The 25,923-nt window shown below is 44.1% G+C and carries 22 protein-coding genes and 1 other annotated feature; of the genes, 3 read left to right on the top strand and 19 right to left on the bottom strand.

Going from position 1 to position 25,923, the window contains the following annotated elements; all coding sequences use genetic code 11:
* Positions 1-8 precede the first annotated feature (8 nt).
* The 6 genes from hemL to hemA are packed head-to-tail and all read right to left on the bottom strand — an operon-like array spanning position 9 to position 6,263.
* Positions 9-1,301, bottom strand: coding sequence for a glutamate-1-semialdehyde 2,1-aminomutase (gene hemL / locus CVV77_RS13120; RefSeq protein WP_100275588.1), 1,293 nt, complete (start codon positions 1,299-1,301; stop codon positions 9-11).
* Between the two features lie 29 nt (positions 1,302-1,330).
* Positions 1,331-2,305, bottom strand: a complete 975-nt coding sequence (gene hemB, locus CVV77_RS13115; RefSeq protein WP_088112323.1) for a porphobilinogen synthase — start codon at positions 2,303-2,305, stop codon at positions 1,331-1,333.
* Positions 2,302-3,090: a uroporphyrinogen-III synthase gene (hemD, locus tag CVV77_RS13110; protein ID WP_088112322.1), complete on the bottom strand. Its 789-nt coding sequence runs from the start codon at positions 3,088-3,090 to the stop codon at positions 2,302-2,304. Before hemD ends, hemB begins: the two co-directional genes overlap by 4 nt.
* Entirely contained in the window at positions 3,080-4,021 is a 942-nt protein-coding gene (gene hemC, locus CVV77_RS13105) for a hydroxymethylbilane synthase (protein ID WP_003237600.1), read from the bottom strand. The genes hemD and hemC overlap by 11 nt, the downstream gene beginning before the upstream one ends.
* 36 nt (positions 4,022-4,057) lie before the next feature.
* Positions 4,058-4,888, bottom strand: a complete 831-nt coding sequence (locus CVV77_RS13100; RefSeq protein WP_003222575.1) for a cytochrome c biogenesis protein — start codon at positions 4,886-4,888, stop codon at positions 4,058-4,060.
* A gap of 7 nt (positions 4,889-4,895) precedes the next feature.
* Entirely contained in the window at positions 4,896-6,263 is a 1,368-nt protein-coding gene (gene hemA / locus CVV77_RS13095; RefSeq protein ID WP_100275587.1) for a glutamyl-tRNA reductase, read from the bottom strand.
* Positions 6,264-6,494: 231 nt separating this feature from the next.
* Between hemA and CVV77_RS13090 the strand changes: the two genes are divergently transcribed.
* The gene (locus CVV77_RS13090; RefSeq protein ID WP_003237604.1) at positions 6,495-6,992 is read left to right on the top strand and encodes a hypothetical protein; all 498 of its coding nucleotides are present in this window, start codon (positions 6,495-6,497) and stop codon (positions 6,990-6,992) included.
* A gap of 23 nt (positions 6,993-7,015) precedes the next feature.
* On the opposite strand, the gene yihA is transcribed toward CVV77_RS13090, so the two are convergent.
* The 13 genes from yihA to ilvB all read right to left on the bottom strand — a co-directional run bounded on the left by yihA (position 7,016) and on the right by ilvB (position 24,108).
* On the bottom strand, positions 7,016-7,603 hold the full coding sequence (gene yihA, locus CVV77_RS13085) for a ribosome biogenesis GTP-binding protein YihA/YsxC (RefSeq protein WP_003229621.1): 588 nt from the start codon (positions 7,601-7,603) through the stop codon (positions 7,016-7,018).
* Positions 7,600-9,924 (bottom strand): endopeptidase La, encoded by a 2,325-nt coding sequence (lon, locus tag CVV77_RS13080; protein ID WP_100275586.1) that lies wholly within the window; start codon positions 9,922-9,924, stop codon positions 7,600-7,602. Before lon ends, yihA begins: the two co-directional genes overlap by 4 nt.
* A 180-nt stretch (positions 9,925-10,104) precedes the next feature.
* Positions 10,105-11,763, bottom strand: a complete 1,659-nt coding sequence (gene lonB, locus CVV77_RS13075) for an ATP-dependent protease LonB (protein WP_100275585.1) — start codon at positions 11,761-11,763, stop codon at positions 10,105-10,107.
* Between the two features lie 153 nt (positions 11,764-11,916).
* Positions 11,917-13,179: an ATP-dependent protease ATP-binding subunit ClpX gene (clpX, locus tag CVV77_RS13070; RefSeq protein ID WP_003222561.1), complete on the bottom strand. Its 1,263-nt coding sequence runs from the start codon at positions 13,177-13,179 to the stop codon at positions 11,917-11,919.
* A gap of 271 nt (positions 13,180-13,450) precedes the next feature.
* Positions 13,451-14,725, bottom strand: a complete 1,275-nt coding sequence (gene tig, locus CVV77_RS13065; RefSeq protein WP_019259085.1) for a trigger factor — start codon at positions 14,723-14,725, stop codon at positions 13,451-13,453.
* A gap of 227 nt (positions 14,726-14,952) precedes the next feature.
* Positions 14,953-15,957, bottom strand: coding sequence for a DNA damage checkpoint antagonist DdcA (gene ddcA, locus CVV77_RS13060; RefSeq protein ID WP_100275584.1), 1,005 nt, complete (start codon positions 15,955-15,957; stop codon positions 14,953-14,955).
* 118 nt (positions 15,958-16,075) lie between these two features.
* The gene (gene leuD, locus CVV77_RS13055; protein WP_019259087.1) at positions 16,076-16,675 is read right to left on the bottom strand and encodes a 3-isopropylmalate dehydratase small subunit; all 600 of its coding nucleotides are present in this window, start codon (positions 16,673-16,675) and stop codon (positions 16,076-16,078) included.
* Between the two features lie 12 nt (positions 16,676-16,687).
* A complete protein-coding gene (gene leuC, locus CVV77_RS13050; RefSeq protein WP_100275583.1) occupies positions 16,688-18,106 on the bottom strand; it encodes a 3-isopropylmalate dehydratase large subunit in 1,419 nt (472 codons plus the stop codon).
* 49 nt (positions 18,107-18,155) lie between these two features.
* Positions 18,156-19,253, bottom strand: coding sequence for a 3-isopropylmalate dehydrogenase (gene leuB, locus CVV77_RS13045; protein ID WP_060399216.1), 1,098 nt, complete (start codon positions 19,251-19,253; stop codon positions 18,156-18,158).
* 20 nt (positions 19,254-19,273) lie between these two features.
* Positions 19,274-20,830, bottom strand: coding sequence for a 2-isopropylmalate synthase (locus CVV77_RS13040; RefSeq protein WP_100275582.1), 1,557 nt, complete (start codon positions 20,828-20,830; stop codon positions 19,274-19,276).
* Complete coding sequence (gene ilvC / locus CVV77_RS13035; protein WP_003222549.1) at positions 20,817-21,845, bottom strand: ketol-acid reductoisomerase; 1,029 nt, start codon at positions 21,843-21,845, stop codon at positions 20,817-20,819. Before ilvC ends, CVV77_RS13040 begins: the two co-directional genes overlap by 14 nt.
* A gap of 23 nt (positions 21,846-21,868) precedes the next feature.
* A complete protein-coding gene (gene ilvN, locus CVV77_RS13030) occupies positions 21,869-22,387 on the bottom strand; it encodes an acetolactate synthase small subunit (protein ID WP_003237622.1) in 519 nt (172 codons plus the stop codon).
* Complete coding sequence (ilvB, locus tag CVV77_RS13025) at positions 22,384-24,108, bottom strand: acetolactate synthase large subunit (protein WP_100275581.1); 1,725 nt, start codon at positions 24,106-24,108, stop codon at positions 22,384-22,386. The genes ilvN and ilvB overlap by 4 nt, the downstream gene beginning before the upstream one ends.
* 121 nt (positions 24,109-24,229) lie before the next feature.
* Positions 24,230-24,475 (bottom strand) — a binding site (T-box leader).
* A 445-nt stretch (positions 24,476-24,920) separates the two neighbouring features.
* On the opposite strand from ilvB, the gene CVV77_RS13020 reads away from it, so the two are divergent.
* Together CVV77_RS13020 and CVV77_RS13015 are read left to right on the top strand one after the other, a co-directional pair.
* Positions 24,921-25,247: a hypothetical protein gene (locus tag CVV77_RS13020; protein WP_100275580.1), complete on the top strand. Its 327-nt coding sequence runs from the start codon at positions 24,921-24,923 to the stop codon at positions 25,245-25,247.
* 187 nt (positions 25,248-25,434) lie between these two features.
* Positions 25,435-25,890 (top strand): GNAT family N-acetyltransferase, encoded by a 456-nt coding sequence (locus CVV77_RS13015; protein ID WP_084993029.1) that lies wholly within the window; start codon positions 25,435-25,437, stop codon positions 25,888-25,890.
* The last annotated feature ends 33 nt before the right edge of the window (positions 25,891-25,923 follow it).

Genomic DNA, 25,923 nt, shown 5'->3' with positions numbered 1-25,923 from the left:
TTTCACTCTTATCCGCGGCTGATCTCAGCGAATACTTTCTCAGCTGCCTGGATTGTTTTTTCAATATCTTCATCAGTATGGGCCGTTGAAAGGAAAAGGCCTTCGAATTGTGATGGCGGAAGGAATACACCTTCATTTGCCATCCCTTTATAATATTTAGCAAACAGCTTTAAATCAGATGATTTAGCTGTTTCATAATTGATGACAGGTTCGTTTGTAAAGAAGAAACCGATCATCGAACCTGCGCGGTTAAAGGTATGCGGAATGCCATGAGCCTCAGCCGCTTTTGAAATGCCTTCTTCCAGCCTGTCACCTTTTTTGATGAAATTCTTGTAGGAATCAGGTGTCAGTTGTTTTAATGTTTCTAAGCCAGCCGTCATCGCAAGCGGGTTGCCTGACAATGTACCAGCCTGATAAATCGGACCGCTCGGAGCGATCTGCTCCATGATTTCAGCCTTGCCTCCATAAGCGCCGACAGGAAGTCCGCCCCCGATCACTTTTCCTAAACAAGTCAGATCAGGCGTTACGCCGAAATAGCCTTGAGCACAGTTATAATCGACCCGGAAGCCTGTCATCACTTCATCAAAAATCAGCAGGGAACCGTATTGCTCAGTGATATCACGCAGACCTTGCAGGAAGCCATCTTGCGGCGGAACAACTCCCATATTTCCGGCAACCGGCTCTACGATAACACCCGCAATGTCTTCACCGAATTGCTGGAAAGCAAGCTTTATACTTTCTAAATCATTGTACGGAACGGTGATGGTGTTTTTCGCAATGCCTTCAGGCACACCAGGGCTGTCAGGCAGACCAAGAGTGGCCACTCCTGAACCTGCTTTAATCAAGAGAGAATCGCCGTGCCCGTGGTAGCAGCCCTCAAATTTTAAAATCTTGTTGCGGCCTGTATAGCCTCTTGCCAAACGAAGGGCACTCATTGTGGCCTCTGTTCCGGAGCTGACCATTCGTACAATTTCTACAGATGGCACACGATCAATGACGAGTTGTGCCAGTTCATTTTCCACCTCAGTCGGAGCCCCGAAGCTTGTCCCGTATTCAGCCACTTTTTTGAGGCTCTCTACGACGCGGTCATTTGTATGCCCTAAAATTAAAGGTCCCCATGACAAGACGTAGTCAATATATTCATTACCGTCAATATCAAAGATTTTTGAGCCTTTTCCGCGCTCCATAAAAATCGGGTCCATGTCTACCGATTTAAATGCGCGAACGGGACTGTTCACACCGCCCGGCATGAGTTTTTGCGCTTTTTTAAAAGCCGCTTTTGATTTTTCATAGCTTCTCATCTGCCTCAACTCCTGTCAACTGAATAAAATTACTCCGCAAGCCATTTCGCTGCGTCTTTCGCATGGTACGTAATAATCAGGTCGGCACCTGCGCGCTTCATGCTTGTCAAAATTTCTAGCACAATTTCTTTTTCTTTGATCCAGCCGTTCTGCGCTGCAGCCTTCACCATAGAATACTCTCCGCTTACATTATAAGCGACGAGCGGCAAAGTAAACTCATTTTTCACGTCACGCATGACATCCATATATGAAAGTGAAGGTTTGACAATTAAAAAGTCCGCGCCTTCCTCAACATCTGATTGTGCTTCGCGGAGTGCTTCCATACGGTTGGCAGGATCCATCTGATATGTTTTGCGGTCCCCGAATTGCGGCGTGCTGTTTGCTGCATCACGGAACGGACCGTAAAACTCACTTGAATATTTTACAGCGTAAGACATGATTGGAATATTGACGAATCCTTCTTTATCAAGCGCTTCTCTGATCACTGTAACAAATCCGTCCATCATGTTTGATGGCGCAATGATATCCGCACCAGCTCTCGCTTGGCTGACAGCTGTCTGCGCCAAAAGCTCCAGCGATTCATCATTGAGGATAACTCCGTCTTTGACAAGTCCGCAATGGCCGTGGTCTGTATATTCGCACAAGCATGTATCAGCAACAACAACCATCTCAGGGAAGTGTTTTTTAATTTCTGTAATGGCTTTTTGAACAATGCCGTGATCATGGTACGCTTGTGTTCCGCAATCATCTTTTTCTTCCGGGATGCCGAACACGATGACAGATTGAATGCCCAGTTTGACCAGCTCTGCCACTTCATCCTTCAATAGATCTAATGATACATGGTAAACATCAGGCATTGACGGAACAGCTTTTTTGCCTTCCAGCCCTTCAACGACAAAAATCGGATAAATAAAATCTGATGGATGCAAACGTGTTTCCTTTACCATCTCTCTCATTGCTTTTGAGGACCGCAGGCGGCGGTGTCTGTTAAATGATTGACTCATATTCTCTCTTCCTCTCTTGACATGCTGCACATTAACTCAAGCATGCCGTCTATTGTAAATGTGTCAGGCGTATGTGATGTGATGCCATACGTCAGCAGGGCGTCCCTTGTTAAAGGTCCGATGCTGATACATGACGTCCTGTTCGCCTGCCACTTTTTCAATTCTTCTCCTAAGACATGCATAAACGTATGTACGGTTGATGAACTCGTAAATGTCACATAGTCAAATGAATATTGGCCCGCAGCCTCTTTCAGTGCCTCGATGCCTTCTTCATCCGGAATCGTTTCGTAAACAACCCATTCCTTCACTTCAAAACCGAGCGGGACAAGTTCTTGTTTGATCACATCACGGGACAAATTGCCTTTAATCACTGTAATTCGTTCCGCCGGTTCAGCATGCTGCTTAAGGGCCTCCGCCAATTGTTCAGCGATATAGTCCTTAGGCATTACATCAACCGATACGTTATGCGTTTCCAAGCGGCGAGCCGTTTTTTCACCGACAGCCGCAATTTTTTTATGAGCAGGAAGAAAAAGCTGATTTTCCTGTAGATAAGAAAAAAAGAAGTCCGCTCCGTTCACACTTGTAAAAACAAGCCAGCCAGGCGCAGCAAGATCCTCTTTCACCTGTTTCGCAACATCATTCGGCAAAGCGCGGCGAAACGTAATCAAAGAGGTCAAAATCGCTTTTCCGCCAAGCGCCTCCACTTTTTGCTGAAACGATTTTGCCTGCGCCTTATTCCGGGTGACTAGCACTGTTTTTCCTTTCAGTGGAAAATCATTTTCCATCCTCATCAAGCTCCCGTTTTACACGATCAATTAATTCTTTGGCTCCTTTGTCAGCCATAAGAGCGGCACAGCGCTTTCCGACTTCCTCCGGATCGTTTCCGGTGACGGTTTCTTTAAAAATGATTTTGCCGTCAGGAGAAGCGACAAGCCCTGTCAATTCAATTTCATCCTGTCCGTTTAACACTGAGTATCCTGCGATCGGAACCTGGCAGCCGCCCTCCATCGCGTTTAAATAAGCACGTTCCGCCAGCACGGTCCGTTTTGTATATTCATCTGTAAACTGAGAAAACAACGCCAATAGCTCTTCATCAGATTCTCGGCACTCAATCGCCAGTGCTCCTTGGCCCACAGCAGGCAAACAGCGTTCAGGCTCGAGAAATTCGGTTACGACGTCTTGCTTCCAGCCCATTCTGGAAAGGCCGGCAGCAGCTAAAATAATCGCGTCATAATCCTCAGTTTCCAGCTTTTGAAGTCTCGTATCTATATTACCCCTAATCCATTTAATTGTAATGTCAGGACGCTCGATCAAAAGCTGTGCGCTTCTTCTTAAACTGCTTGTGCCAATAACAGCGCCTTCCTTCATTTCTGAAAGCTTTACGCGATTCTTTGAAATAAGGGCGTCACGAGGGTCTTCCCGTTCAGGAATACAGCCGATCACAAGTCCTTCAGGCAAAACAGCAGGCATGTCCTTCATGCTGTGTACCGCCATATCAATGTCTTCATTTAAAAGCGCTTGTTCAATCTCTTTGACAAACAGCCCTTTCCCACCCACTTTTGAGAGCGTAACGTCGACGATCCGGTCGCCCTTTGTCACGATTTCTTTTATTTCAAAGGTAAACGAAGGATTGATTTCTTTTAGTTTTTGAATGACCCATTTTGTTTGAGTCATAGCGAGTTTGCTCCGTCTGGAACCTACCTTAATCGTTCTCATATTTTTCTTTCCTCCCGAATCTGCTTGGGACATCATTTAACTGAACCAATGGAATTGCGACAGGCTTCCCAGCAGGAAATAATTGATCATCAGCACGAGAAAACAAGCCGTATTCCACAGTGCAGCGACCTTTCCTTGCAGCTCTTTAATCAGCCTGATATAAAGATAGTAGCTGTACAGCAGCAGGACGACAAACGAACCAAGCACTTTGGCATCGAACCAATACAGCGTTTCTAGTGAGACATACGCCCAAATGACGCCGAGAATCAAACTCAGCAACAGCATCGGAACCCCGATGACATTCAGAACATAGGCCATATAATCAAGCTTAGACAAATCTTCTATTCTCAACAGCCATTTTCCCCATTTTTTCTTTTTCAGCAGATGATATTGAAACATATATAGTACAGAAAAAACGAAAGAAAGGGAAAAAGCGCCGTATGAAAGAATCGCCATTGTAATATGAATCACCAAAAGCTCGGATACTAGCTGTCCGGAAAAAGCAGCTGATTGCTGCTCTGTCGGTGAAAAGGTATGAATGGCGATCATAGAGAATCCTATTACATTTGTAAAAAACACGATAAAGTCAACTCGTAAAAGCTTTGTTAAAACAAGTGACAGCGTGACAAGCACCCAGGCATAAAAATAAAGCGCCTCCGTCACATTTAATACTGGAAACCGCCCCGTCACCCACATAAAATAGGCCAAATACACGGTTTGCAGAGTCCAGACAATAGAAAGCAACCAGAAGGCCATTTTTCCAGCCTTCCGGTTGTGTTGAAGAAAATCTATAAAATAAAAGAGTACACTTAATGCGTAAATGACGATTGTTCCCTCATTAAGTCTTGCCATTGCAGTATCAATCATTCAGCATTCACTCACTTACAAGTGGGGCAAAGCCCGCTTTTGATTCAGCCTTCTTAAAAGAATGGACCTTTTGGCTGCTTTCGACAGTTTTTATCAATTGACGGCCCGCAGCTTCTTCAATATCAAAGATCTGCATAAACAAGGCCAGCTTTTCTTCAGAATCAGCATCTGCTGCAAGCTCTTTCACCTTTAATATCGGATCGCGCAGCATTTGATTAATGATACTTTTGGTATGTTTGTTCAACAGTTTTTTCTCTCTTGTACTCAAGTGCGGCAGCTTCCGCTCGATACTGTCCATCGTTTCTGACTGGATGGCAAGCGCCTTTTCGCGCAATGCGGAAATAACTGGCACAACCCCAAGTGTATTCAGCCATTGTTTAAACTCCACAATGGTTTCTTCAATTAACAGTTCAACTTTTTCAGCGGTTTCTCTCCGCTCTTTCATGTTCGCCTCTACAATGCCTTCCAGATCATCGATATCATAAAGAAAAACACCTTCAAGGTCATTCAGCGCCGGATCAAGATCTCTTGGCACAGCAATGTCCACCATAAACAGCGGACGTCCCTTACGAAGCTTATTCGCGTTTTCCATCATCTCTTTGGACACGACAAAATCACTTGCGCCGGTTGAACTGATTAGAATATCGGCCTCCGCAAGCGCGCTTTCAAGCTGATTCAAGCTTCTCGCTTCACCGGAGAAACGGTCTGCAAGCTCCTTCGCTTTCAAGTAAGTTCGGTTAATGACAGTAACCTTGCCGATTCCCTGTCCGTGCAGGTTTTCCGCTGCAAGCTCGCCCATTTTTCCCGCACCGAGAATCAATATGTGCTTGCTTGAAAGGTTTCCGAAGATTTTTTTCGCAAGTTCAACTGCGGCATAGCTTACTGACACTGCATTTGAGCCAATGTCTGTTTCAGCGTGAGTCCGTTTACCCACCGTAACAGCCTGCTTAAACAGCTCATTAAAAATCGTCCCGATCGTTTTTTCTTGCTGAGCTGTTTTAAAGCTGTCGCGCACCTGGCCGAGAATCTGCGTTTCGCCAATCACCATCGAATCAAGTCCGCAGGCTACACGGAATAAATGCTCAACAGCCGCGTCGCTCTCGTAAAATGTTAAGAACGGTGACAGCTCTTCTTTGCTTAGTTGAAACCAATCAGCTAAAAACTTTTTTATATAATAACGGCCGGTATGGAGCTGGTCGACTACCGCATAAATTTCAGTGCGGTTGCAGGTGGAAACGATGATGTTTTCAAGAATGCTTTTCTCTTCTTTCAGCTGCACCATCGCTTCTGCCAGCTCATTTGGCTGAAAGCTTACTTTTTCACGTATCTCAATAGGGGCGGATTTATAATCTACTCCCACAACAAGTATATGCATCGCTTTAATTACACCCCCAACACCAAATCTTTATTTATAATTATTCTAACATAGAACTCATTATTTATAATAATTATAACATAGTTTCTTTCGCAAAATGTGAACAGATTTTAAAATTCTTATGCTATATTAGAAAAAGCTTCACGCAAAAGAAGCATTCCTATTGACAATACCAAAAACAGCAGAATTTTACTACACATCAGCTCTAAAAAACAAGAAGGTGATATTTGCATGAAACAAAAATCAATTTTATTCCCTTGTCTGCTCCTTGCCGCTTCTGTATATGCATGGCTTGAAAGCGGCCAAGCCGAACTGTTTTCAGGGCAGGATCAATGGCCTGTTCTCCTCATGCTGTTAGGCGCTGCCTTTGTATATCAAGGAAAAAAAGAAGCCGTCACACCCCATTTTTTTATCGGTTTGCTTCTTTTCGGGATTGGTTTGCACTTTTTTGCAAAGCCAAAATGGACATGGTGGCCGGATGATTTTGAAATGCTTCTCTTTCTGATCGGTTTCTCACTCTTGATTTCAACCGTTCAGAAAAAAGAATATGTATATGAAGCTGTGTCGATGATTTGTTTTTCCCTGTTTTTGTACTTTTTCAAACAAATTATGGCGTGGCTTGAGTCTGCTCGTATTCCGACAGCACTTCTAAAAGAGTATTGGCCGTTTGTCTTTATTGGAATCAGTTTATTGTTATTATTGATAAAACGAAAAAAATCTATACGATAAATAAAACCGGCAGAGAGTATTCTCTACCGGTTTATCATTTTTTTGATCGCTCCCCAAGCTTCATCTTTCCCCTTTTTCGTTTCTGAGGAGAAGAGAATCAGTTCGTCTTCCGGATCAATATTTAATGTCTGTCGGACAACCTTCGCGTGTTTGTCCCATTTTCCTTTCGGAATCTTATCCGCCTTTGTAGCGATAACAATAACAGGAATGCCGTAATACTTTAAGAATTCATACATCTGCACATCATCATTAGACGGCGCATGCCGCAAATCAACGATCTGCACCACTGCTTTCAATTCCTCGCGTGTTGTGATGTAGGTTTCAATCATTCTGCCCCAAGCTTCACGCTCAGATTTTGACACTTTGGCAAAACCGTAACCCGGTACATCCACAAAATGCAACTCATCATTGATAATGTAGAAATTGAGCGTTTGTGTTTTTCCCGGTTTAGATGATGTTCTCGCAAGATTTTTGCGATTGATTAATGAATTGATAAAAGACGATTTTCCCACGTTCGATCTTCCGGCCAGTGCAATTTCTGGAAGCCCGCCCTCAGGGTACTGTTCCGGCTTAACTGCACTGATCACGATTTCTGACTTTGTGACTTTCATTTCTTCTCTCCTACTAAGGCATGTTCCAAAACTTCGTCTAAGTGGGACGCCAATATAAATGTCAGCCCTTCTCTGACGCTTTCCGGAATATCCTCTATATCTTTTTCATTCTCTTTAGGCGCAATGATGGTCGTTAACCCCGCTCTATGCGCACCAAGCGCTTTTTCCTTCAATCCGCCGATCGGCAGCACACGTCCGCGTAGCGTGATTTCCCCAGTCATGCCGACTTCACGTGAAACCGCCCGTCCAGTTAAAGCAGAAACAAGCGCTGTCGCCATCGTAATACCGGCTGACGGACCATCTTTAGGCACCGCACCCTCAGGTACATGTATATGAATATCATACTTCTCATGAAAGTCAGGTTCAATGCCAAGTTCTTCTGTTTTTGAACGCACATAGCTGAATGCAGCCTGAGCTGACTCTCTCATGACATCTCCGAGCTTTCCTGTCAGGATCAATTTTCCTTTCCCCGGAGAAAGCGATACTTCAATCGACAGCGTATCTCCGCCGACGGTTGTATAGGCAAGCCCTGTAACTACACCTATCTGGTCTTCTGTTTCAGCTTGTCCGTATCTGAAAATGCGTTTTCCGATAAAGTCCTGAAGGTTCTTCTCGGTGACCGTAATCCGTTTTCGTTCTTCAGCAACAATTGCTTTTGCGGCCTTACGGCAAATCGCGGCAAGCTGGCGTTCAAGGCTTCTCACACCCGCTTCTCTCGTATAGTAGCGGATGATATCGAGAATCGCCTGGTCACGAAGCTGCAAGTTGCTTTTCTTGAGCCCGTGTTCCTTGATTTGCTTTGGAAGCAGGTGGTCTTTTACAATTTCGAGCTTTTCTACTTCTGTATAACCCGCAATATTAATAATTTCCATTCTGTCTCTAAGCGGGCCCGGGATCGTGGCCAAATTGTTCGCCGTTGCGATAAACAGCACTTTTGATAAATCAAAGGTTTCTTCAATATAGTGATCACTGAAGGTGCTGTTTTGCTCTTGATCAAGCACTTCAAGCATAGCAGATGACGGGTCGCCTCTGAAATCAGATGACATTTTGTCAATTTCGTCTAATAAGAAGACCGGATTCAGCTTGCCGGCTTTTTTCATGCCTTGAATAATGCGTCCAGGCATTGCTCCGACATAGGTCCGTCTGTGTCCGCGGATCTCTGATTCGTCACGCACGCCGCCGAGTGAGATTCTGACGAATTTCCGGTCCAAGCTTTTTGCAATTGATTTGGCTAAAGACGTTTTCCCGACACCAGGAGGTCCCGCCAAGCAGAGAATCGGACCTTTCAGGGATTTTGTCAGCTTCTGGACAGCCAAATATTCTAAGATACGTTCTTTCACTTTTTCAAGTCCGTGATGCTCTTCGTCCAAGAGACGTCCTGCCTCTTTCAAATCAAGCTTATCATCTGTCTCATCCGTCCACGGGAGAGCAATCAGCCAGTCGATATAGTTGCGGATGACAGAGCTTTCTGCGGAACTTGACGGAATTTTTTCGTATCTGTTCAATTCCTTAAGCGCGGTTTCCTTCACATGGTCAGGCATGCCTGCTTCTTCGATTTTTTCCGTCAGTGTCTGAACTTCGCCTGTTTTGCCTTCTTTATCGCCAAGCTCTTTTTGGATCGCCTTCATCTGTTCACGCAAGTAGTATTCCTTCTGCGTACGCTCCATCGAACGTTTGACGCGCTGGCCGATCTTTTTCTCGATCTCAAGCACTTCTTTTTCATTGTTAATAAAATCAATAACCTTGTTCAGCCTGTCTTTGACGTCAGCCGTTTCTAAAATATCCTGCTTGTCCTTTAGTTTAAGGGGCAGGTGAGAAGCAACGATGTCTGCCATTCTCCCTGGCTCTTCGATATCAGTAACCGCGGCGTATGTTTCGGCCGAGATTTTTTTAGAAATTTTTATGTACTGATCAAAGTGATCTAACAAAGTCCGCATCAATGCTTCGTCTTCTGTATCTTTCGATTCATCTTCATGAATCAGCTGAATGTCGACCGACGTGTAATCCTCATGCTCATTGTATTTGACGATTTGGGCGCGCTTAAGGCCCTCAACTAACACACGAATCGTACCGTTCGGAAGCTTCAGCATTTGCTTAATTTTTGTATAGGTGCCGACAGTAAAAATCTCATCTTCACCCGGTTCGTCTATCGAAATATCCTGCTGAGTGGCTAAAAATATCATATGATCATGCATCATTGCCTGTTCAAGGGCCTGAACCGACTTGTCACGTCCTACATCTAAATGCAAAACCATCGTCGGGTACACTAATAAACCTCTTAAAGGGAGGAGCGGGATGCTGCGTTTTAATTCTTCTGCCATGTGACTGACACCTCCGTGACTTTAGTATGAACCATTATAATACAACTTTTTCATCCTTGTACAATAAACGGCATGGTTCCATTTTCTATAAAACAGTCTCCTCGTAGTATACCCTTTCTTTCTGATATGAAAAAGGAAAAGATGTCCTTCATGAAAAAAACCCTATTTTAAAAAATAGGGTTAAACAGATTCTTTATTGATTTCAATATTAAACGGTTTTTGTTCCGTTGGCGGATTCACTAAAATTTCATCAAGCACTTCCTGGAACGTCTTTACTGCAATAATCGTGATTCCATCAATCTGCTTTAAGATCGACTGCTGATTTTCATATGGGATAATCACCTTTTTCGCACCGGACTGCTTGGCCGCTTTTATTTTCGGAATCACGCCTCCAATGGGTTTCACAAGACCGTTCAAGCTGATTTCGCCCGTCATGGCAATGGTATTGTCAATTGGAATTTTGTGAATTGCCGAGAAAATCCCTGCAGCCATCGCGATGCCAGCCGACGGACCGTCAATTGGAATCCCTCCTGGGAAATTGATGTGAATATCATAATCAGACGGCTTCATTCCCATTGTCCGGAGTACGGTTAACACATTTTCAACCGAACCCTTCGCCATGCTTTTTCGCCGGATTGATTTTGATTGGCTGCCGATGCTTTCTTCTTCAGCTATTCCCGTGATATTAATTGACCCTTTATCCTGAGCCGGGGTTACACTCACTTCGATTTCCAGCAGCGCCCCGCTGTTAGGTCCATATACGGCAAGCCCATTTACAATGCCGACCTGCGGTTCAACGCCGATTTTCTGCTCGTGCTTCGGAGTAAGCTGGCTGGAATGAATGACCCATTCAATATCCTCAATCGTAATGTCTTTCCGATTCTCCGTTACCGCCATTCCCGCTGCGATTTGAATCATATTAACAGCTTCCCGCCCGTTCCGCGTATAGCTGGTCAGCAGATCCAGACTTTCACCGGAAATGTTTTTTTCAATTTTATCCGCTGCTGTTTTGGCAACGGTTTTCAGCTCATCCTTTTCAAGCTCACGGAAAAACACCTCTAAACAGCGGGATCGGATAGCTGGCGGAATTTCGTTCGGCATTCTTGTCGTCGCGCCAATCAGACGAAAATCAGCCGGCAGCCCATTTTGAAAAATATCGTGAATATGATTCGGGATTTGTGTGTTTTCCTCACTGTAATAGGCACTGTCTAAAAAGACTTTTCTGTCCTCAAGCACCTTCAGCATTTTATTCATTTGAATAGGATGCAGCTCACCTATTTCATCAATAAACAGCACACCGCCATGGGCATGGGTAACAGCTCCCTGCTTCGGCTGCGGAATCCCCGCCTGTCCCATTGCTCCGGCCCCTTGGTATATGGGGTCATGGACAGAGCCGATGAGCGGATCGGCAATTCCTCTTTCATCAAAACGAGCTGTTGTCGCATCGAGTTCCACAAAAACAGCCTGTTCTTTAAACGGTGATTGTTTATGTTTTTTCGCTTCTTCTAACACAAGCCGTGCAGCAGCTGTTTTCCCAACGCCCGGAGGCCCATAGACAATGACATGCTGTGGATTCGGCCCGCACAAAGCCGCCTTTAATGCTTTAATGCCGTCTTCCTGTCCGACGATATCTTGAAAGCTTTTGGGGCGGACTTTTTCAGATAACGGCTCGGACAAGCTGATAGCGCGCATTTTCCGAAGCTGCTCCATTTCCTTTTTTGATTCCTTATCTATCGTGACCTTTTGTGTCCTTTGATTTTTAAGCAAATTCCAAAAATACAAACCAATGATGATCCCAAAAAACAGCTGAATAAATAACGCGATCCCTGTCCAACTCATGATGGTCCCTCCTGAAAAACAATTTATGTATCCAATTCATTCCTCTGATTGCTAGTATCTCCCATAGAAGACGGGAATAAACGTTTTTCCGGAAGAGTTTGCAGGACAAAAAAACCTCCTGAATGTCACCACTCAGGAGGTTCGTGCTTATCTTTATGCAGATGTTTTATCTTGGCTTACCTCAGTGCCGTCTTTTAATAAGAGGCGAGGAGGCTCTCCATGTGTTACAGTTGCCCCGGTAATCACACATTTTTCAATGTCATCACGGGAAGGCAGCTCAAACATCACATCAAGCATAATACCTTCAATGATAGAACGGAGTCCGCGCGCTCCAGTCTTGCGTTCAATTGCTTTTTTAGCAATTTCAGAAAGCGCTTCTTCTTCAAACTCAAGCTCAACATTGTCAAGCTCAAGCATTTTCTTGAATTGCTTAACAAGAGCGTTTTTCGGTTTTGTTAAGATCGCAACCAACGCTTCCTCGTCGAGCTTTTCAAGACTTGCAATAACCGGAAGACGTCCGATAAATTCAGGAATTAACCCGAAGCGAAGCAAGTCTTCAGGAAGCACTTTTGAAAGAAGGTCTTCTTTCTCCAGATCAGCAGCTTTATTGTCCCCACCGAATCCAATCACTTTTTGGCCTAAACGTCGTTTGATGATTTGTTCGATGCCATCGAAAGCACCGCCGCAAATGAACAAAATATTTGTTGTGTCAATTTGAATGAATTCTTGATGAGGATGCTTACGTCCTCCTTGAGGCGGCACGCTTGCCACTGTACCCTCAAGAATTTTAAGCAACGCCTGCTGAACACCTTCACCTGACACGTCACGTGTAATAGACGGGTTTTCTGATTTTCTTGCCACTTTATCGATTTCATCAATATAGATAATGCCTTTTTCAGCTTTTTCTACATCATAGTCAGCAGCTTGGATGAGCTTCAAGAGAATATTCTCTACATCTTCACCCACGTATCCAGCTTCAGTCAAAGACGTAGCGTCCGCAATCGCAAACGGCACATTTAAAATGCGAGCCAATGTTTGCGCCAGAAGGGTTTTACCGCTTCCTGTAGGACCGATTAATGAAATATTACTTTTCGAAAGCTCAACATCATCAACTTTGCTGTTGGAGTTAATACGCTTATAGTGGTTATACACAGCAACAGCGAGTGATTTCTTCGCTTGATCCTGGCCTATGACATATTCATTCAGAATTTCGCGGATTTCCTGAGGCTTCGGTACGTCTTTAAATTCTACTTCTTCTTCAGTTCCGAGTTCTTCTTCCACAATTTCAGTGCAGAGTTCGATACATTCGTCACATATATATACACCAGGTCCGGCTACAAGCTTACGAACCTGATCTTGTGTTTTTCCACAGAACGAGCATTTTAATTGTCCTTTTTCCTCGTTAAATTTAAACATTCTTTCACCCCTTAATCTTGTCTCACTTTTTCTTTTACCGGCAGAGCAAAAGAAAATGATTCTTGAAACGAACGAGTATGTATTGCATTTTACCATACTTTCCAAAAAGACGGTAACAATGTGTTTCTGACTTGCACATTCTATATGTATGACAAAAAACAGCCTTGCATTAACTATCTTGCCCCAAGAAAAAGAGATATATCATAATTGTACAAAACAAGGCACGAATCATTCGCGCCCTGTTTTATTATTACTATTATTATGCACCATATTAACGGTTTTCTACAAGAAAATCAATTGCTTTGCGAACTTTTAAATCTTCCTTCATCGCGTCAGTAGAACCGATGGCTTGTTTAATATTTTCAACAGGCATGTTGTATGCTTCAGCCATTTTAGAAAGCTCAGCATCAACTTCCTCATCTGATACTTCAAGGTTTTCCGCTTTCGCAATCGCCTCAAGAGTCAGGTTAGATTTTACGCGTTTTTCAGCATCTTCTTTCATTTGCTCTTTTAACGCAGCTTCATCTTGGCCTGAGAATTGAGTGTAAAGCTCAAGGTTCATGCCTTGCATTTGCAGACGCTGTTCGAATTCTTTCAGCATGCGGTCAAGCTCAGTGTCGACCATTGCTTGCGGCACATCGATTTCAGCATTTTCAGAAGCTTTCAGAACAAGCTCTTCACGCAATTTAGCGTCAGCTTCGTTTTCTTTTGCTTCTTCTAAACGTTTCTTTGTTTTTTCAGTTAATTCAGCAAGTGTTTCCACTTCTTCATCGATATCTTTTGCGAATTCATCGTCAAGCTCAGGAAGCTCTTTCGCTTTGATTTCGTGAATTTTCACTTTGAACACAGCTGGTTTGCCTGCAAGCTCTTCAGCGTGATACTCTTCAGGGAATGTCACTTCAACATCCTTTTCAGCACCTGCTTCAAGGCCGACTAACTGATCTTCGAAACCAGGGATGAATGAACCAGAACCTACTTCAAGAGAGTAGTTTTCAGCTTTTCCGCCTTCGAATGCTTCGCCGTCAACGAATCCTTCGAAATCAAGAACAACTGTGTTTCCTTCTTCAACAGCGCCTTCTTCTTTTACCACAAGCTCAGCTTGACGCTCTTGAAGCGCTTTTAGTTCATTTTGAACATCTTCGTCAGTTACAGCTGTGTCGTCTTTTTCAATGCCTAGGCCTTTGTAATCGCCAAGCTTCACTTCAGGTTTTACTGTTACTTTCGCAGTGAAGATTAAGCTTTCGCCTTTTTCGATTTTTTCAACATCGATTTCAGGACGGTCTACCGGCTCGATTCCAGCTTCTTCAACCGCTTTAGGGTATTCTACAGGAAGAAGAATATCCAAAGCATCTTGGTAAAGAGCTTCTACGCCAAAGCGCTGTTCGAATAATCCGCGAGGAATTTTACCTTTACGGAATCCAGGAATTGAAACTTGTTTTACTACTTTTTTAAATGCATCATCAAGTGCTGTTTTAAACGTTTCAGCATCAACTTCAACCGTTAAAACGCCTTCGTTGCCTTCTTGTTTTTCCCATTTTACAGACATGTGTTTCCCTCCAAAAATCTATTCAGGTTGTGTCGGTCTTCCATTCTAAAGCAATCATTCGGCTTCGTCCAACAAAAACAAAGCTGCCAAAGATCAGAATCATTATGTATAGATGTTAATAATGAACTGCAAAGCCTGTCCAACCGTATTTCTTATAACCCGTTATACACAAATACAACCATTATATTATAACATAACACATAGCGCTTTCAACTATATGGCGCGATTTACAAATAAGAAATTTCTTCAATATCTTTTATCATTGTGCACGCTTCATCTAGTTCTCTGTCGGTAAACTCATACATCATATGAAGTTCTTCTCTTTCAATTTCAATTCCGTGCATCTCGTAACCGACTTTATGCAGGGCAGCCGCCCAAAGATCGGCCGACAGCAATTTCGGCTGGAACGGATATAAAACGTACAGATGTCTTCTCCACAGTTCTTCTACTGCCGCGTATAAGGTTGGATTTTCATTTCCAAGCGTCTCATCCAGCACCCGGAGCACACGGTGTAAAATCGGAGCGGCATCAGGCGGGACAATCTCAGACGGTTCAATTGTCAAAGACTCGCCAAATTTAGTAATGTGCACCGTTTTGCTATACTCGTGCTCCGCCAATAGCATGACAATCATCGTTTTGATAATCGGGTGAGCTGAGGGGTCTTGAAGGATTGTTTTCAGCAGTCCTGTATACTTCGCTACATTGCGGTCTTTTAAGGAATGAATTAAATTCATTTGCTCCTCAGGGCTTGCCAGCACTTTCTCAGTGTCAATTGTATCCTCATATTCCTCGGCCCAAGCCTCGTCCTCACGCTCCGGATCAGTCATTTTGCGGCTGAAATCAAGCAGCTTATAAAATTGCTCTGCACTTTCCGCAGGCAGCTGGTTTTCTACTAAAACGGCTTCAATGGTGCTTTTGACTTCTTCGTATTTTTTGAGCTGAATTAAGATGGTCATGTACACCTGCAAAACCGTAAAATAATGGCCATAGCCTTCTTTGAGCATCTTCTCGCACACTCTTTTTGCCTCTTCCAATTCGCCCAGCTCTAAAAAGCAGATGGCCATCCCTAAGTGAAGATCGGATTCAGTATCATCATATTTCATCGCTTCCGAAAACAGCTCAAGCGCTTCTTGATACTTTTTTTCCTTCAGTGATGCCATCCCTTTTTCCACAAGACGGTCTTTCAGATGAGGAAAAGGAATAATTTTTGCGTTCTTCTTGTCATGCGTCATACCTATATTCCTTTCAGGCATTTATTTTGTTCAAGTGTATCAACACCTGTGAACAAACACAAGAAATGAAAGGTTTCATCAGGCAAAAAAAGCCGCCGGACAAATGCCGGCAGCTTTTTCAGGCTTTAAGCCAAGAACTTCTTTGTGATTCAAATTCCTTGATTTCGTCTTCAAGCAAAAGCGTTAATGAAATTTCATCATAGCCGTTGATGAGCATCTCTTTCCAATGCGGATCTACTTCAAATGAAATTTGATTGCCTTCACTATCATGAATAAGCTGATTTTCAAGGTCAACAGTCATCTGCAATGACTGGTTTTCATACTGACCGACAAGCTTTTTCCAATTGTCATATGGCATGCGAATCGGCAGCATACCGTTTTTAAAGCAGTTCTGGTGGAAAATATCAGCAAATGACGGCGCAATAATGATTTTAAATCCATAATCATCAAGTGCCCACGGAGCGTGTTCTCGAGATGATCCGCAGCCGAAGTTTTCTCCTGCTATTAAAATGGAGGCGCCTTGATAAGCCGGCTGGTTTAATTCAAATTCAGGGTTCGGTTCACCGTTTGCATCATATCTCCAGTCAAAGAATGCAAAACGGCCGTAGCCTGTTCTTTCAATCCTCTTCAAAAATTGCTTAGGAATAATTTGGTCTGTGTCAACATTGATTCGATTTAATACGGCCGCTTTCCCCGTATGTGTTTTCAAAGGTTCCATCTCGCGCACTCCTTACACAACTGATTTTTCCTGATAAAACTTTCTGACATCAACGAAGTGTCCGTGAATGGCGGCCATCGCAGCCATTGCCGGGCTGACGAGATGTGTTCTCGCACCTTTTCCTTGTCTGCCCTCGAAGTTGCGGTTAGAGGTTGACGCACAGCGCTCTCCCTCAGGAACAACGTCATTATTCATGCTTAAACACATGCTGCAGCCTGACTCTCTCCATTCAAATCCAGCTTCCAAGAAAATTTGGTCAATCCCTTCTTTCTCAGCCTGTAGCTTCACGCTTTGAGATCCGGGAACAACAATGGCTCTTACGCTGTCAGCTACCTTCTTCCCTTTGATCATATCAGCAGCCTGGCGAAGGTCAGTCATGCGAGAATTTGTGCAGGAACCGATAAATACGTGCTCCACTTTGATATCTTCTATTTTCTGATGAGGAGTCAGCCCCATATATTCATAAGCGCGAATCGCTTCTTTTTTGTCATCTTCCGCGGAAAAGCTTTCCGGCGCAGGAACCTCAGAATCGACAGGAAGAACCATTCCCGGGTTGATGCCCCATGTCACCATAGGAGAAATTTCGTTGCCGTCAAGGACGATAGATTTATCGTAAACAGCGCCTGGATCTGTGCGCAACGCCTTCCATTCCTCTACGGCATTGTCAAATTCTTCGCCTTTTGGCGTGTACTTGCGGTTTTTGCAATATTCAAATGTCACTTCGTCAGGTGCAATCAAACCTGCTCTTGCCCCTGCTTCAATTGACATGTTACAAACGGTCATCCGCTCATCCATCGTCATATTTCTGAATACTTCCCCAGTGTATTCAATGACGTAGCCAGTGCCGAATTTCACCCCGTATTTGCCGATGACAGCAAGAATGACATCCTTTGCCGTTACCCCTTTTTGAAGCGTTCCGTCTACGCGCACTTCAAGTGTTTTCGGACGCTGCTGCCAAAGTGTCTGTGTGGAAAGAACATGTTCAACTTCACTCGTCCCGATTCCAAATGCAAGGGCGCCGAATGCGCCATGGGTTGATGTATGGCTGTCGCCGCATACAATCGTTTTTCCCGGAAGTGTTAAGCCCAGTTCAGGACCGACGACATGGACAATCCCTTGATCCACACTGTGAAGATCAGCAAGGCGCACACCAAATTCTTCACAGTTTCGTTCAAGCGCAGTCACCTGGCGTTTCGCAACTTCATCCTTTATCTCAAAACGATTGACGGTCGGGATGTTGTGGTCCATTGTCGCAAATGTGTTTTGCGGTCTTCTGACCTTCCTTCCCTTTTGTCTCAACCCTTCAAATGCCTGAGGAGACGTCACCTCATGAATAAGATGCAAATCAATATAGAGAAGATCCGGTTTTCCCTCACCATGTTTTACAATATGCTGATCCCAAATCTTTTCGATGATTGTTCGAGGCATCATCTTTTATTTCCTCCCTCTACCTATGAACTAAGACCGCTTAACAAAGCTGTCACACATTAGAAATTGTATTTTCACTCATTATTGCTGCCTTAACTTCCTCTGTAATGGCCTGAGTGCTGCTGAACTCTTCGCCTCGTGCCAAGTCTCTTGTTCTTTTTCCGGAAGCCAAGACTTTGTTAACCGCATCCTCTACAGCTTTCGCTTCCTCTTCAAGCCCGAAAGATGTTCTCAAAAGCATTGCCGCTGACAATATGGCCGCGAATGGATTAGCCATCCCTTTGCCGGCTATGTCAGGCGCGGAGCCATGAACAGGCTCAAACAGATGAAGGCCTGAGCTTGATAGGCTGGCTGACGGGAGCATTCCGAGTGAGCCTGTAAGCATGGACGCTTCATCGCTTAAAATATCACCGAACATATTTTCAGTCACCACGACATCAAATTGATTCGGTGCATAAATCAGCTGCATGGCCGCGTTATCCACAAGCATGTGCTCCAGCTTCACATCAGGAAAATCTTTTGCAACGTCTTCAGCCACTTCACGCCAAAGCCTGCTTGATTCAAGTACGTTCGCTTTATCAACAGAGGTCACTTTGCCTTTTCTGGCTGCCGCCATTTTAAAGCCCTCTCTGATCACACGTTCAATTTCCGTCCGCTTATAAAACAGCGTGTCTACAGCTTCCTGCTCACCTTCAGTGTTTACATAGCGTTTGCTCGGCTGGCCGAAATACAAGCCGCCTGTCAGCTCACGGACGATAACAAAATCAACGTTATCTATATATTCTTTTTTCAAAGGCGAAGCGTCAGAAAGGCTTTCAAACACCTTCACAGGCCGCAAATTCGCAAACAAATCAAGCTGTTTTCTGATGCTGAGCAGCCCTTTTTCAGGTCTCAGCTCCGAAGGATTTTGATCCCATTTCGGTCCGCCGACAGCGCCAAGCAATATAGCGTCCGCATTTTTACAAGCCGTAACTGTTTCCTCCGGAAGGGGATTGTTATGTTCATCAATCGCCGCCCCTCCAATCAGGCCATATTCAAATTCAAATTCATGGTTAAAGCGTTCGGCAACACTTTTCAGTACGTCTGTCGCTGATTCTAATACTTCAGGGCCGATCCCGTCTCCGGGCAATAGAGCAATACGTTTCTTCAAGTTAACCGTACTCCTTTCTTTTATGATCCGACAGCTGTATGGTTTTTAAGTCCGCTCATATTCGACTGGAAAACCAGTTGACGGTTGACTGCATTCAAATAGGCTTTCGCTGAAGCTTCTAATACGTCTTGCGCTATGCCCCGCCCTGCTGATTCTTTTCCGTTTACCAAAACTCTTACATAAACCTGGGCAAATGCGTCTTCGCCTCTTCTGTTGGACTGAATGCGGTAGTCCAAGAGCTCCACGTCTTTATCGATGCAGCGCTCAAGCGTGTTGTAGATCGCTTCCACGCTTCCGGCTCCAGTTGCCGCTTCCTGAATAAGCTCTGCGTTTTCTTGATTTTTCAAAGAAAGTGTAGCCGTAGGAACCTGACTTGTTCCGTAATGCACTTGCAGGGAAAGAAATTCATACCCAATCTTGCGATCTGTTACTTTTTCTTCTAAAATAAGAGAAACAAGATCCTCATCAGTGATTTCTTTTTTCTTCTCAGTCAACTCTTTGAACATCGTAAAGAATTTATTAATCTCTTCACTATCAAATTGGAATCCTAAAGCAGTCAGCCGGTCTTTAAATGCGTGGCGTCCGGAATGTTTTCCTAGGACAAGCGCATCTGCTGTTACGCCGACAAGCTCCGGTGAAATAATTTCATAAGTCGATTTTTCTTTTAAGAAGCCGTCCTGATGGATGCCTGATTCATGAGCAAATGCATTATCGCCCACAACCGCTTTATTACGCGGAACAGCCATGCCTGTCAGCTTGCTTACTAAATCGCTTGTTCGCTTAATCTCGTTCAATGTAATGCCTGTTTCAACTTGATAGAAATCTTTTCTGATATGAAGGGCAACGGCAATTTCCTCTAATGCCGCGTTTCCGGCTCTTTCACCGATTCCGTTCACAGCGCATTCAATTTGATCAGCGCCATTTTCAATCGCAGCAAGAGAGTTTGCGACTGCCATTCCCAAATCATCATGACAGTGGGCCGAAAGGTTTGCTTGATGAATGTTCGGAACGTTTTCCTTCATATATTTAAAGATATTTCCGTATTCCGCTGGGGCCAGGTAGCCGACCGTGTCCGGAAGATTAATAACACTTGCGCCTGCGTCAATGACTTTCTCAACGATTTCCGCTAAAAACGGCAGTTCAGTGCGGCAGGCATCTTCAGCTGACCATTGCACAACAGGAAAACGTTCTTTTGCGTATTTCACCATTTCAACGGCTCTTTCAATCACTTGCTCACGAGTCATTTTCAGCTTGTGTTTCAAATGAATGTCCGATGTAGCAATAAATACGTGAATTCTAGGGTAAGCACCGTCCTTTAACGCTTCCCAAGCAGCATCAATATCACCTTTTACACAACGGGCAAGACCAGTCACCGAACAATTTTTAATGGTTCTTGCAATTTCCTGAACAGCTAAAAAGTCACCTCGGGACGAAGCGGGAAACCCCGCTTCAATGATATCTGCCCCGAGTCTTTCGAGCTGCTTTGCTATGGCAAGTTTCTCCTGAGTATTTAAGTTCACGCCAGGGGACTGTTCACCATCACGAAGCGTCGTATCGAAAAAATTAATTTTGCGCAACGGAGACCACCGCTTCCTTCTTCTTGCCTTGTTTCACAAACGGCATCATTTCACGAAGCTTTCTTCCCACCACTTCGATTTGATGTTCGTTCTCGCTCGCATTGATGGCGTTGAAACGAGGACGGTTTACTTGGTTTTCGACGATCCACTCTTTTGCGAATGTACCGTTTTGGATGTCTTTTAAAACTTCTTTCATAGATTCTTTTACTTTAGCGTCAACAACGCGAGGTCCTGATACAAAATCTCCCCACTGCGCTGTGTCAGAGATTGAATATCTCATTCCTGCCAGTCCTTCTTCGTACATAAGGTCTACGATTAATTTCAGCTCGTGAAGACACTCGAAGTATGCAAGTTCAGGCTGATAACCCGCTTCAGTTAATGTTTCAAATCCGGCTTTTACAAGTGCGCTTAATCCGCCGCAAAGAACTGCTTGCTCACCGAACAAATCTGTTTCTGTTTCTTCTTTAAATGTCGTTTCCAAAACGCCTGCTCTTGCGCCGCCGATTCCTTTTGCATATGCAAGGGCTTTGTCTCTTGCTTCTCCAGTCACATCTTGATAAATCGCGAACAATGCCGGTACGCCAGCTCCTTGCTCATATGTTCTTCTTACCAAGTGTCCCGGACCTTTAGGAGCAACCAAGAATACATCTACATCCGCCGGAGGAACAATTTGATGGAAATGAACGTTAAATCCGTGAGCGAACACCAATGATTTTCCAGCTGTCAATTCATCTTTGATTTCAGCTTCGTATACTTTTTGCTGCTGTTCATCCGGAAGCAGAACCATGATGATTTCGGCTTGAGCTGCCGCTTCTTTTACTGAAAATACTTTATGTCCGTCTTCTTGGGCCTGAGTGAAAGATTTTCCTTGTCTAACACCGACGATAACGTCAACGCCGCTTTCTTTTAGGTTCAGGGCATGTGCGTGACCTTGCGAACCGTACCCGATAACCGCTACTGTTTTTCCAGCCAATACGTTTTCTTTGATATCACCGTTATAATATACTTTTACCATTTCAATCTCTCCCTTGTTATGTTTTATACAATAGATATTGTTTTATTGGATGACGCCTTTTGCTGGGTTCCCCTCGCAAAAGCCGTTGTACCTGTTCTCGCGATTTCTTTAATGCCGTAAGGTTTTAACAGTTCAATAAGCGCTTCGATTTTGTTAGATTCGCCTGTCACCTGAACAACGATGCTGTCTCTGCTGACATCAACGACAGAGGCTCTGAACGGCTCTATGATTCCATTAATCTCTGTTCTCGTTGACGGTGCGGAAACGACCTTAATTAAGGCCAGTTCCCTCTGGACAATCGATTGATTAGTGATGTCTGTGACTTTCAGCACATCAATCTGTTTGTTGAGCTGTTTTGTCAGCTGTTCAACATCATTTTCTCCTTCAACGTGAACAACAAAGGTGATTCTGGAAACGCCGGTTGTTTCTGTGTGTCCAACTGTAATGCTTTCAATGTTGTAATGTCTTTTTGTAAATAGACCGGTGATCCGGTTTAACACCCCGGAACGGTTCACCACTGTCAATGTGATAATTCTTTTCAAGGTTTCACCCCCACCATTTCATGCAGCCCTTTTCCCGGAGCCACCATCGGGAATACTTTTTCTTCGCTTGCAACCCGCACGTCAATGACAACCGGTTCTTTTGATGATAATGCCTCTTCCAGCTTTTCTTTCGCTTCCGCTTCTGTTGAAATTCTGATGCCTTTAATGCTGTATGCTTCTGACAATTTGACGAAGTCAGGCTGAGAAGCGAATTTAGACTCTGAATACCGTTCTTCATAGAAAATTTCTTGCCACTGTCTGACCATTCCGAGACAAGCGTTATTTAAAATCACGACTTTGACGGGAAGATTCATTTCGCGAATGACATCTAGTTCTTGGAGCGTCATTTGAAAACCGCCGTCTCCGAGAACCGCGACTACAGTAGCATCTCTATCTGCCAGCTGTGCGCCAATCGCTGCCGGAAGGCCGAATCCCATCGTTCCAAGTCCGCCTGATGTGACCCATTTATCTGCTTTTTGGAATGGATAAAATTGCGCTGACCACATTTGATGCTGGCCGACATCCGTTGCAACAATAGCCTCGCCATTTGTAAATTGATGAATATATTCAATCAATTTCTGAGGTTTAAAGCCCTCTTCTTCATTATCTACATACCAGAGCGGGTACTCTTCTTTCCACTCGGCGAGCTGTTTTTTCCATTCGCTTGAATCGCTTTGTTTGCCGTCTTGTTTGATCAGCTCCTGCAGGACAATTTTGCTGTCTCCGACTACAGGAATTTGTGTTTTCATGATTTTTCCGATTTCAGCCGGATCAATATCGATGTGAGCAACCTTTGCGTTTCTTGCAAAGTGCTTCAGGTTTCCTGTGACGCGGTCATCAAAACGGGCGCCGATGCTGATTAAAAGATCACAATCATGTAGGGCCATATTGGCTGTATAAGTACCGTGCATTCCCGCCATTCCAAGGAAAAGCGGATGGTCAGCCGGGAAGCCTCCGAGCCCCAAAAGGGTGTGTGCCACAGGGATTTGCTGCTGTTCTGCATAATTTTTTAATTCTTCTGACGCTTTTCCGTGCAGTACGCCCGCACCCGCCAGGATCACCGGTTTCTTAGCGCTGCTTACGGCTTCCACAAGCTTGCGGATCTGCAAATAATTCGGCTCTGTTGTCGGCTGGTATCCAGGGAGATTCATCTCATGATCGTAGCTGAATTCTCCTTCAATTGTTGCTACATCTTTCGGAATATCAATCAGTACAGGTCCGGGTCTTCCAGTTGTTGCAATATGGAACGCTTCTTTAATGATGCGCGGCAGATCTTCCGGCTGGCGAACCTGGTAGCTGTGTTTTGTCACCGGCATGGTAATTCCTAAAATGTCCGCTTCCTGAAATGCATCGCTTCCGATAACGGAGGTCGCTACCTGCCCTGTAAAGACGACTAATGGCAATGAATCAATCATGGCATCCGCAAGGCCTGTAACGAGGTTTGTCGCCCCCGGGCCTGATGTGGCAATGACAACACCCGGTTTTCCAGATACTCTTGCGTATCCTTCCGCTGCATGAATCGCACCTTGTTCGTGACGGGGAAGGATATGTACCATCCCTGAATTGTATAGCTTATCGTAGATCGGAAGCACTGCCCCGCCCGGATAACCGAATATCATTTCTACTTTCTCTTTTTTTAATGATTCAATCAGCATTAATGCTCCGCTCATCGTCTGTGTACATTTGGCAGATGCTGAATCCACCTGTACATTAGTCCCCATTTTTAGTTCCTCCTTTTGGATTTTCATCCTCTAAAGATCATCTTAAATTAGCTTGATAGCTGATTATTCAATAAAAAAAGCCCTTCCACCCACAATCAGCCGCGCAATGAATGCGATAGCTAAAAGGGGCGAAAAGGCTCTTCTTTCCGCGGTACCACCCTTGTTTACAGCCTTTAATCGGCCGTCTCATGGATATTTCTATCCGCTTTAATAACGAGTGAATCAAGTTCACCCGGCCAAGTCCTACTATGATTTCAGACTGGCACTCTGAGGCGAGTTCACCTTGTAAAGCTTCACCGGTTCTCAGCTAATCCGGTTCTCTGTGGAAAACTTCAGCAAGGCTACTTATCCTCATCTGCGCTTTTCATATTCAGTCTCCGGAACGGCTTTTCAGCAGTTCAAGAGGGTCGATTGTTTTTTGATTTTTCAGAATCATATTGCGATCATTTTTGCTTGTGAAGCTTGCGTTTATCTTTTGTTGAACTCATATTACGCCGCTTTGGACGTAGTGTCAACAGCATTTTTTAAAATTATTAGACAATTTTGATTAATCAATCTATATTGTATACGCTTTCATTATTGGTATGTAAGGAATTGCAAATGTTAAAAGTTTTTATAATTTTTTTATTAATCTATCAAGGATACACCAGAATTTTTTAATCTGATATAAACATGTCATAAAATATGACGTGCTATTATTTCGATGAGATATATGTATGAAAGATCTTCTTGCAAACATTTTCAATTCAGATAGGCTCTTTCATCAATTCCCGGCATAGACTGGTGATATCTTGCATAGAAAAGGTGATACGATGAATAAATCATTAGCAGACATCCAAGGATTCCCCGGAGGTTTTCCAAGCTTTCCGCAGCCATATTATCCGACGGCTCCTGCCTTTTATCAACAAAGCTATCAGCCGTTTGGAGGCTATGGATACGGACAGCCGTACAGCCAAGCATACAGCCCGCTAAGCACTCCATCTGCTATGTACTCCTCATTTCCATATGCTTCAGGATTTTACGGACAGCAATTTGCAGGTGGCGGCTATAGCGGTCACAGCGGCGGTTTCAGTATCCCGGCAACGCACGCTGGCGGATTCAGCGGAGCAGCCGGTGTACACGGAGGCTTTAGATATTAAAGAAAACCACAAGGGGCCGAACATCTATTTCGGCTCTTTTTTTTGCTTTGAAACGTCTTATCATTCTAAACAATAATCCCATACTGTCAGATTTTCTGTCTTTCTATTTGGAAACAGGACGGAATATGATTAAGATGAAATGAAAATACGTTCTGCAAATCAACAAGTTTCTGAGGAGGATCTAGAATTGTATATAAAAATAGATGATTTAACTGGACATCAAGTGATCTCACTTGTGAAGGAGCATTTACATAGCATGACACTCATGTCCCCGCCCGAAAGCATCCACGCCTTAGGCTTAGAAAGACTGAGAAAGCCTGAAATAACATTTTGGAGCGCATGGGAGGGTGATGAACTAGCCGGCTGCGGAGCGATTAAAGAACTGGACAGCCGGCATGGAGAAATCAAATCAATGCGGACGTCTGCATCCCATTTAAGAAAAGGTGTTGCCAAACAAATTCTTCAGCACATCCTAGAGGAGGCTGGGAAGCGAGGCTATGAGCGGTTAAGCTTGGAAACGGGTTCAATGGCTTCATTTGAGCCGGCAAGAAAATTGTATGAAAGCTTCGGTTTTCAGTACTGTGAACCGTTTGCAGACTATGTTGAAGATCCGAACAGTGTGTTTATGACTAAGGAATTGTGAGGCATTTTTTATGAGGGTAGATACATGCAGGGG

Source organism: Bacillus sp. SN1, assembly GCF_002796895.1.
GTDB lineage: Bacteria > Bacillota > Bacilli > Bacillales > Bacillaceae > Bacillus > Bacillus inaquosorum.
This window is presented reverse-complemented; position numbering and strand designations above follow the sequence as displayed.

Excerpts from the sequence above, each read along its gene's own strand:
- lonB (WP_100275585.1), bottom strand. The coding sequence starts at position 11,763 with ATGAGTTGGACAGGGATCGCGTTATTTATTCAGCTGTTTTTTGGGATC.
- ilvC (WP_003222549.1), bottom strand. The coding sequence starts at position 21,845 with ATGGTAAAAGTATATTATAACGGTGATATCAAAGAAAACGTATTGGCT.
- ilvB (WP_100275581.1), bottom strand. The coding sequence starts at position 24,108 with ATGGGGACTAATGTACAGGTGGATTCAGCATCTGCCAAATGTACACAG.
- leuD (WP_019259087.1), bottom strand. The coding sequence starts at position 16,675 with ATGGAACCTTTGAAAACACATACGGGGAAAGCGGCCGTATTAAATCGA.
- hemL (WP_100275588.1), bottom strand. The coding sequence starts at position 1,301 with ATGAGAAGCTATGAAAAATCAAAAGCGGCTTTTAAAAAAGCGCAAAAA.
- hemB (WP_088112323.1), bottom strand. The coding sequence starts at position 2,305 with ATGAGTCAATCATTTAACAGACACCGCCGCCTGCGGTCCTCAAAAGCA.
- leuC (WP_100275583.1), bottom strand. The coding sequence starts at position 18,106 with ATGATGCCTCGAACAATCATCGAAAAGATTTGGGATCAGCATATTGTA.
- clpX (WP_003222561.1), bottom strand. The coding sequence starts at position 13,179 with ATGTTTAAATTTAACGAGGAAAAAGGACAATTAAAATGCTCGTTCTGT.
- lon (WP_100275586.1), bottom strand. The coding sequence starts at position 9,924 with ATGGCAGAAGAATTAAAACGCAGCATCCCGCTCCTCCCTTTAAGAGGT.
- hemC (WP_003237600.1), bottom strand. The coding sequence starts at position 4,021 with ATGAGAACGATTAAGGTAGGTTCCAGACGGAGCAAACTCGCTATGACT.
- CVV77_RS13020 (WP_100275580.1), top strand. The coding sequence starts at position 24,921 with ATGAATAAATCATTAGCAGACATCCAAGGATTCCCCGGAGGTTTTCCA.
- hemA (WP_100275587.1), bottom strand. The coding sequence starts at position 6,263 with ATGCATATACTTGTTGTGGGAGTAGATTATAAATCCGCCCCTATTGAG.
- CVV77_RS13100 (WP_003222575.1), bottom strand. The coding sequence starts at position 4,888 with ATGATTGATACTGCAATGGCAAGACTTAATGAGGGAACAATCGTCATT.
- yihA (WP_003229621.1), bottom strand. The coding sequence starts at position 7,603 with ATGAAAGTCACAAAGTCAGAAATCGTGATCAGTGCAGTTAAGCCGGAA.
- ddcA (WP_100275584.1), bottom strand. The coding sequence starts at position 15,957 with ATGACGCATGACAAGAAGAACGCAAAAATTATTCCTTTTCCTCATCTG.
- tig (WP_019259085.1), bottom strand. The coding sequence starts at position 14,725 with ATGTCTGTAAAATGGGAAAAACAAGAAGGCAACGAAGGCGTTTTAACG.
- CVV77_RS13090 (WP_003237604.1), top strand. The coding sequence starts at position 6,495 with ATGAAACAAAAATCAATTTTATTCCCTTGTCTGCTCCTTGCCGCTTCT.
- hemD (WP_088112322.1), bottom strand. The coding sequence starts at position 3,090 with ATGGAAAATGATTTTCCACTGAAAGGAAAAACAGTGCTAGTCACCCGG.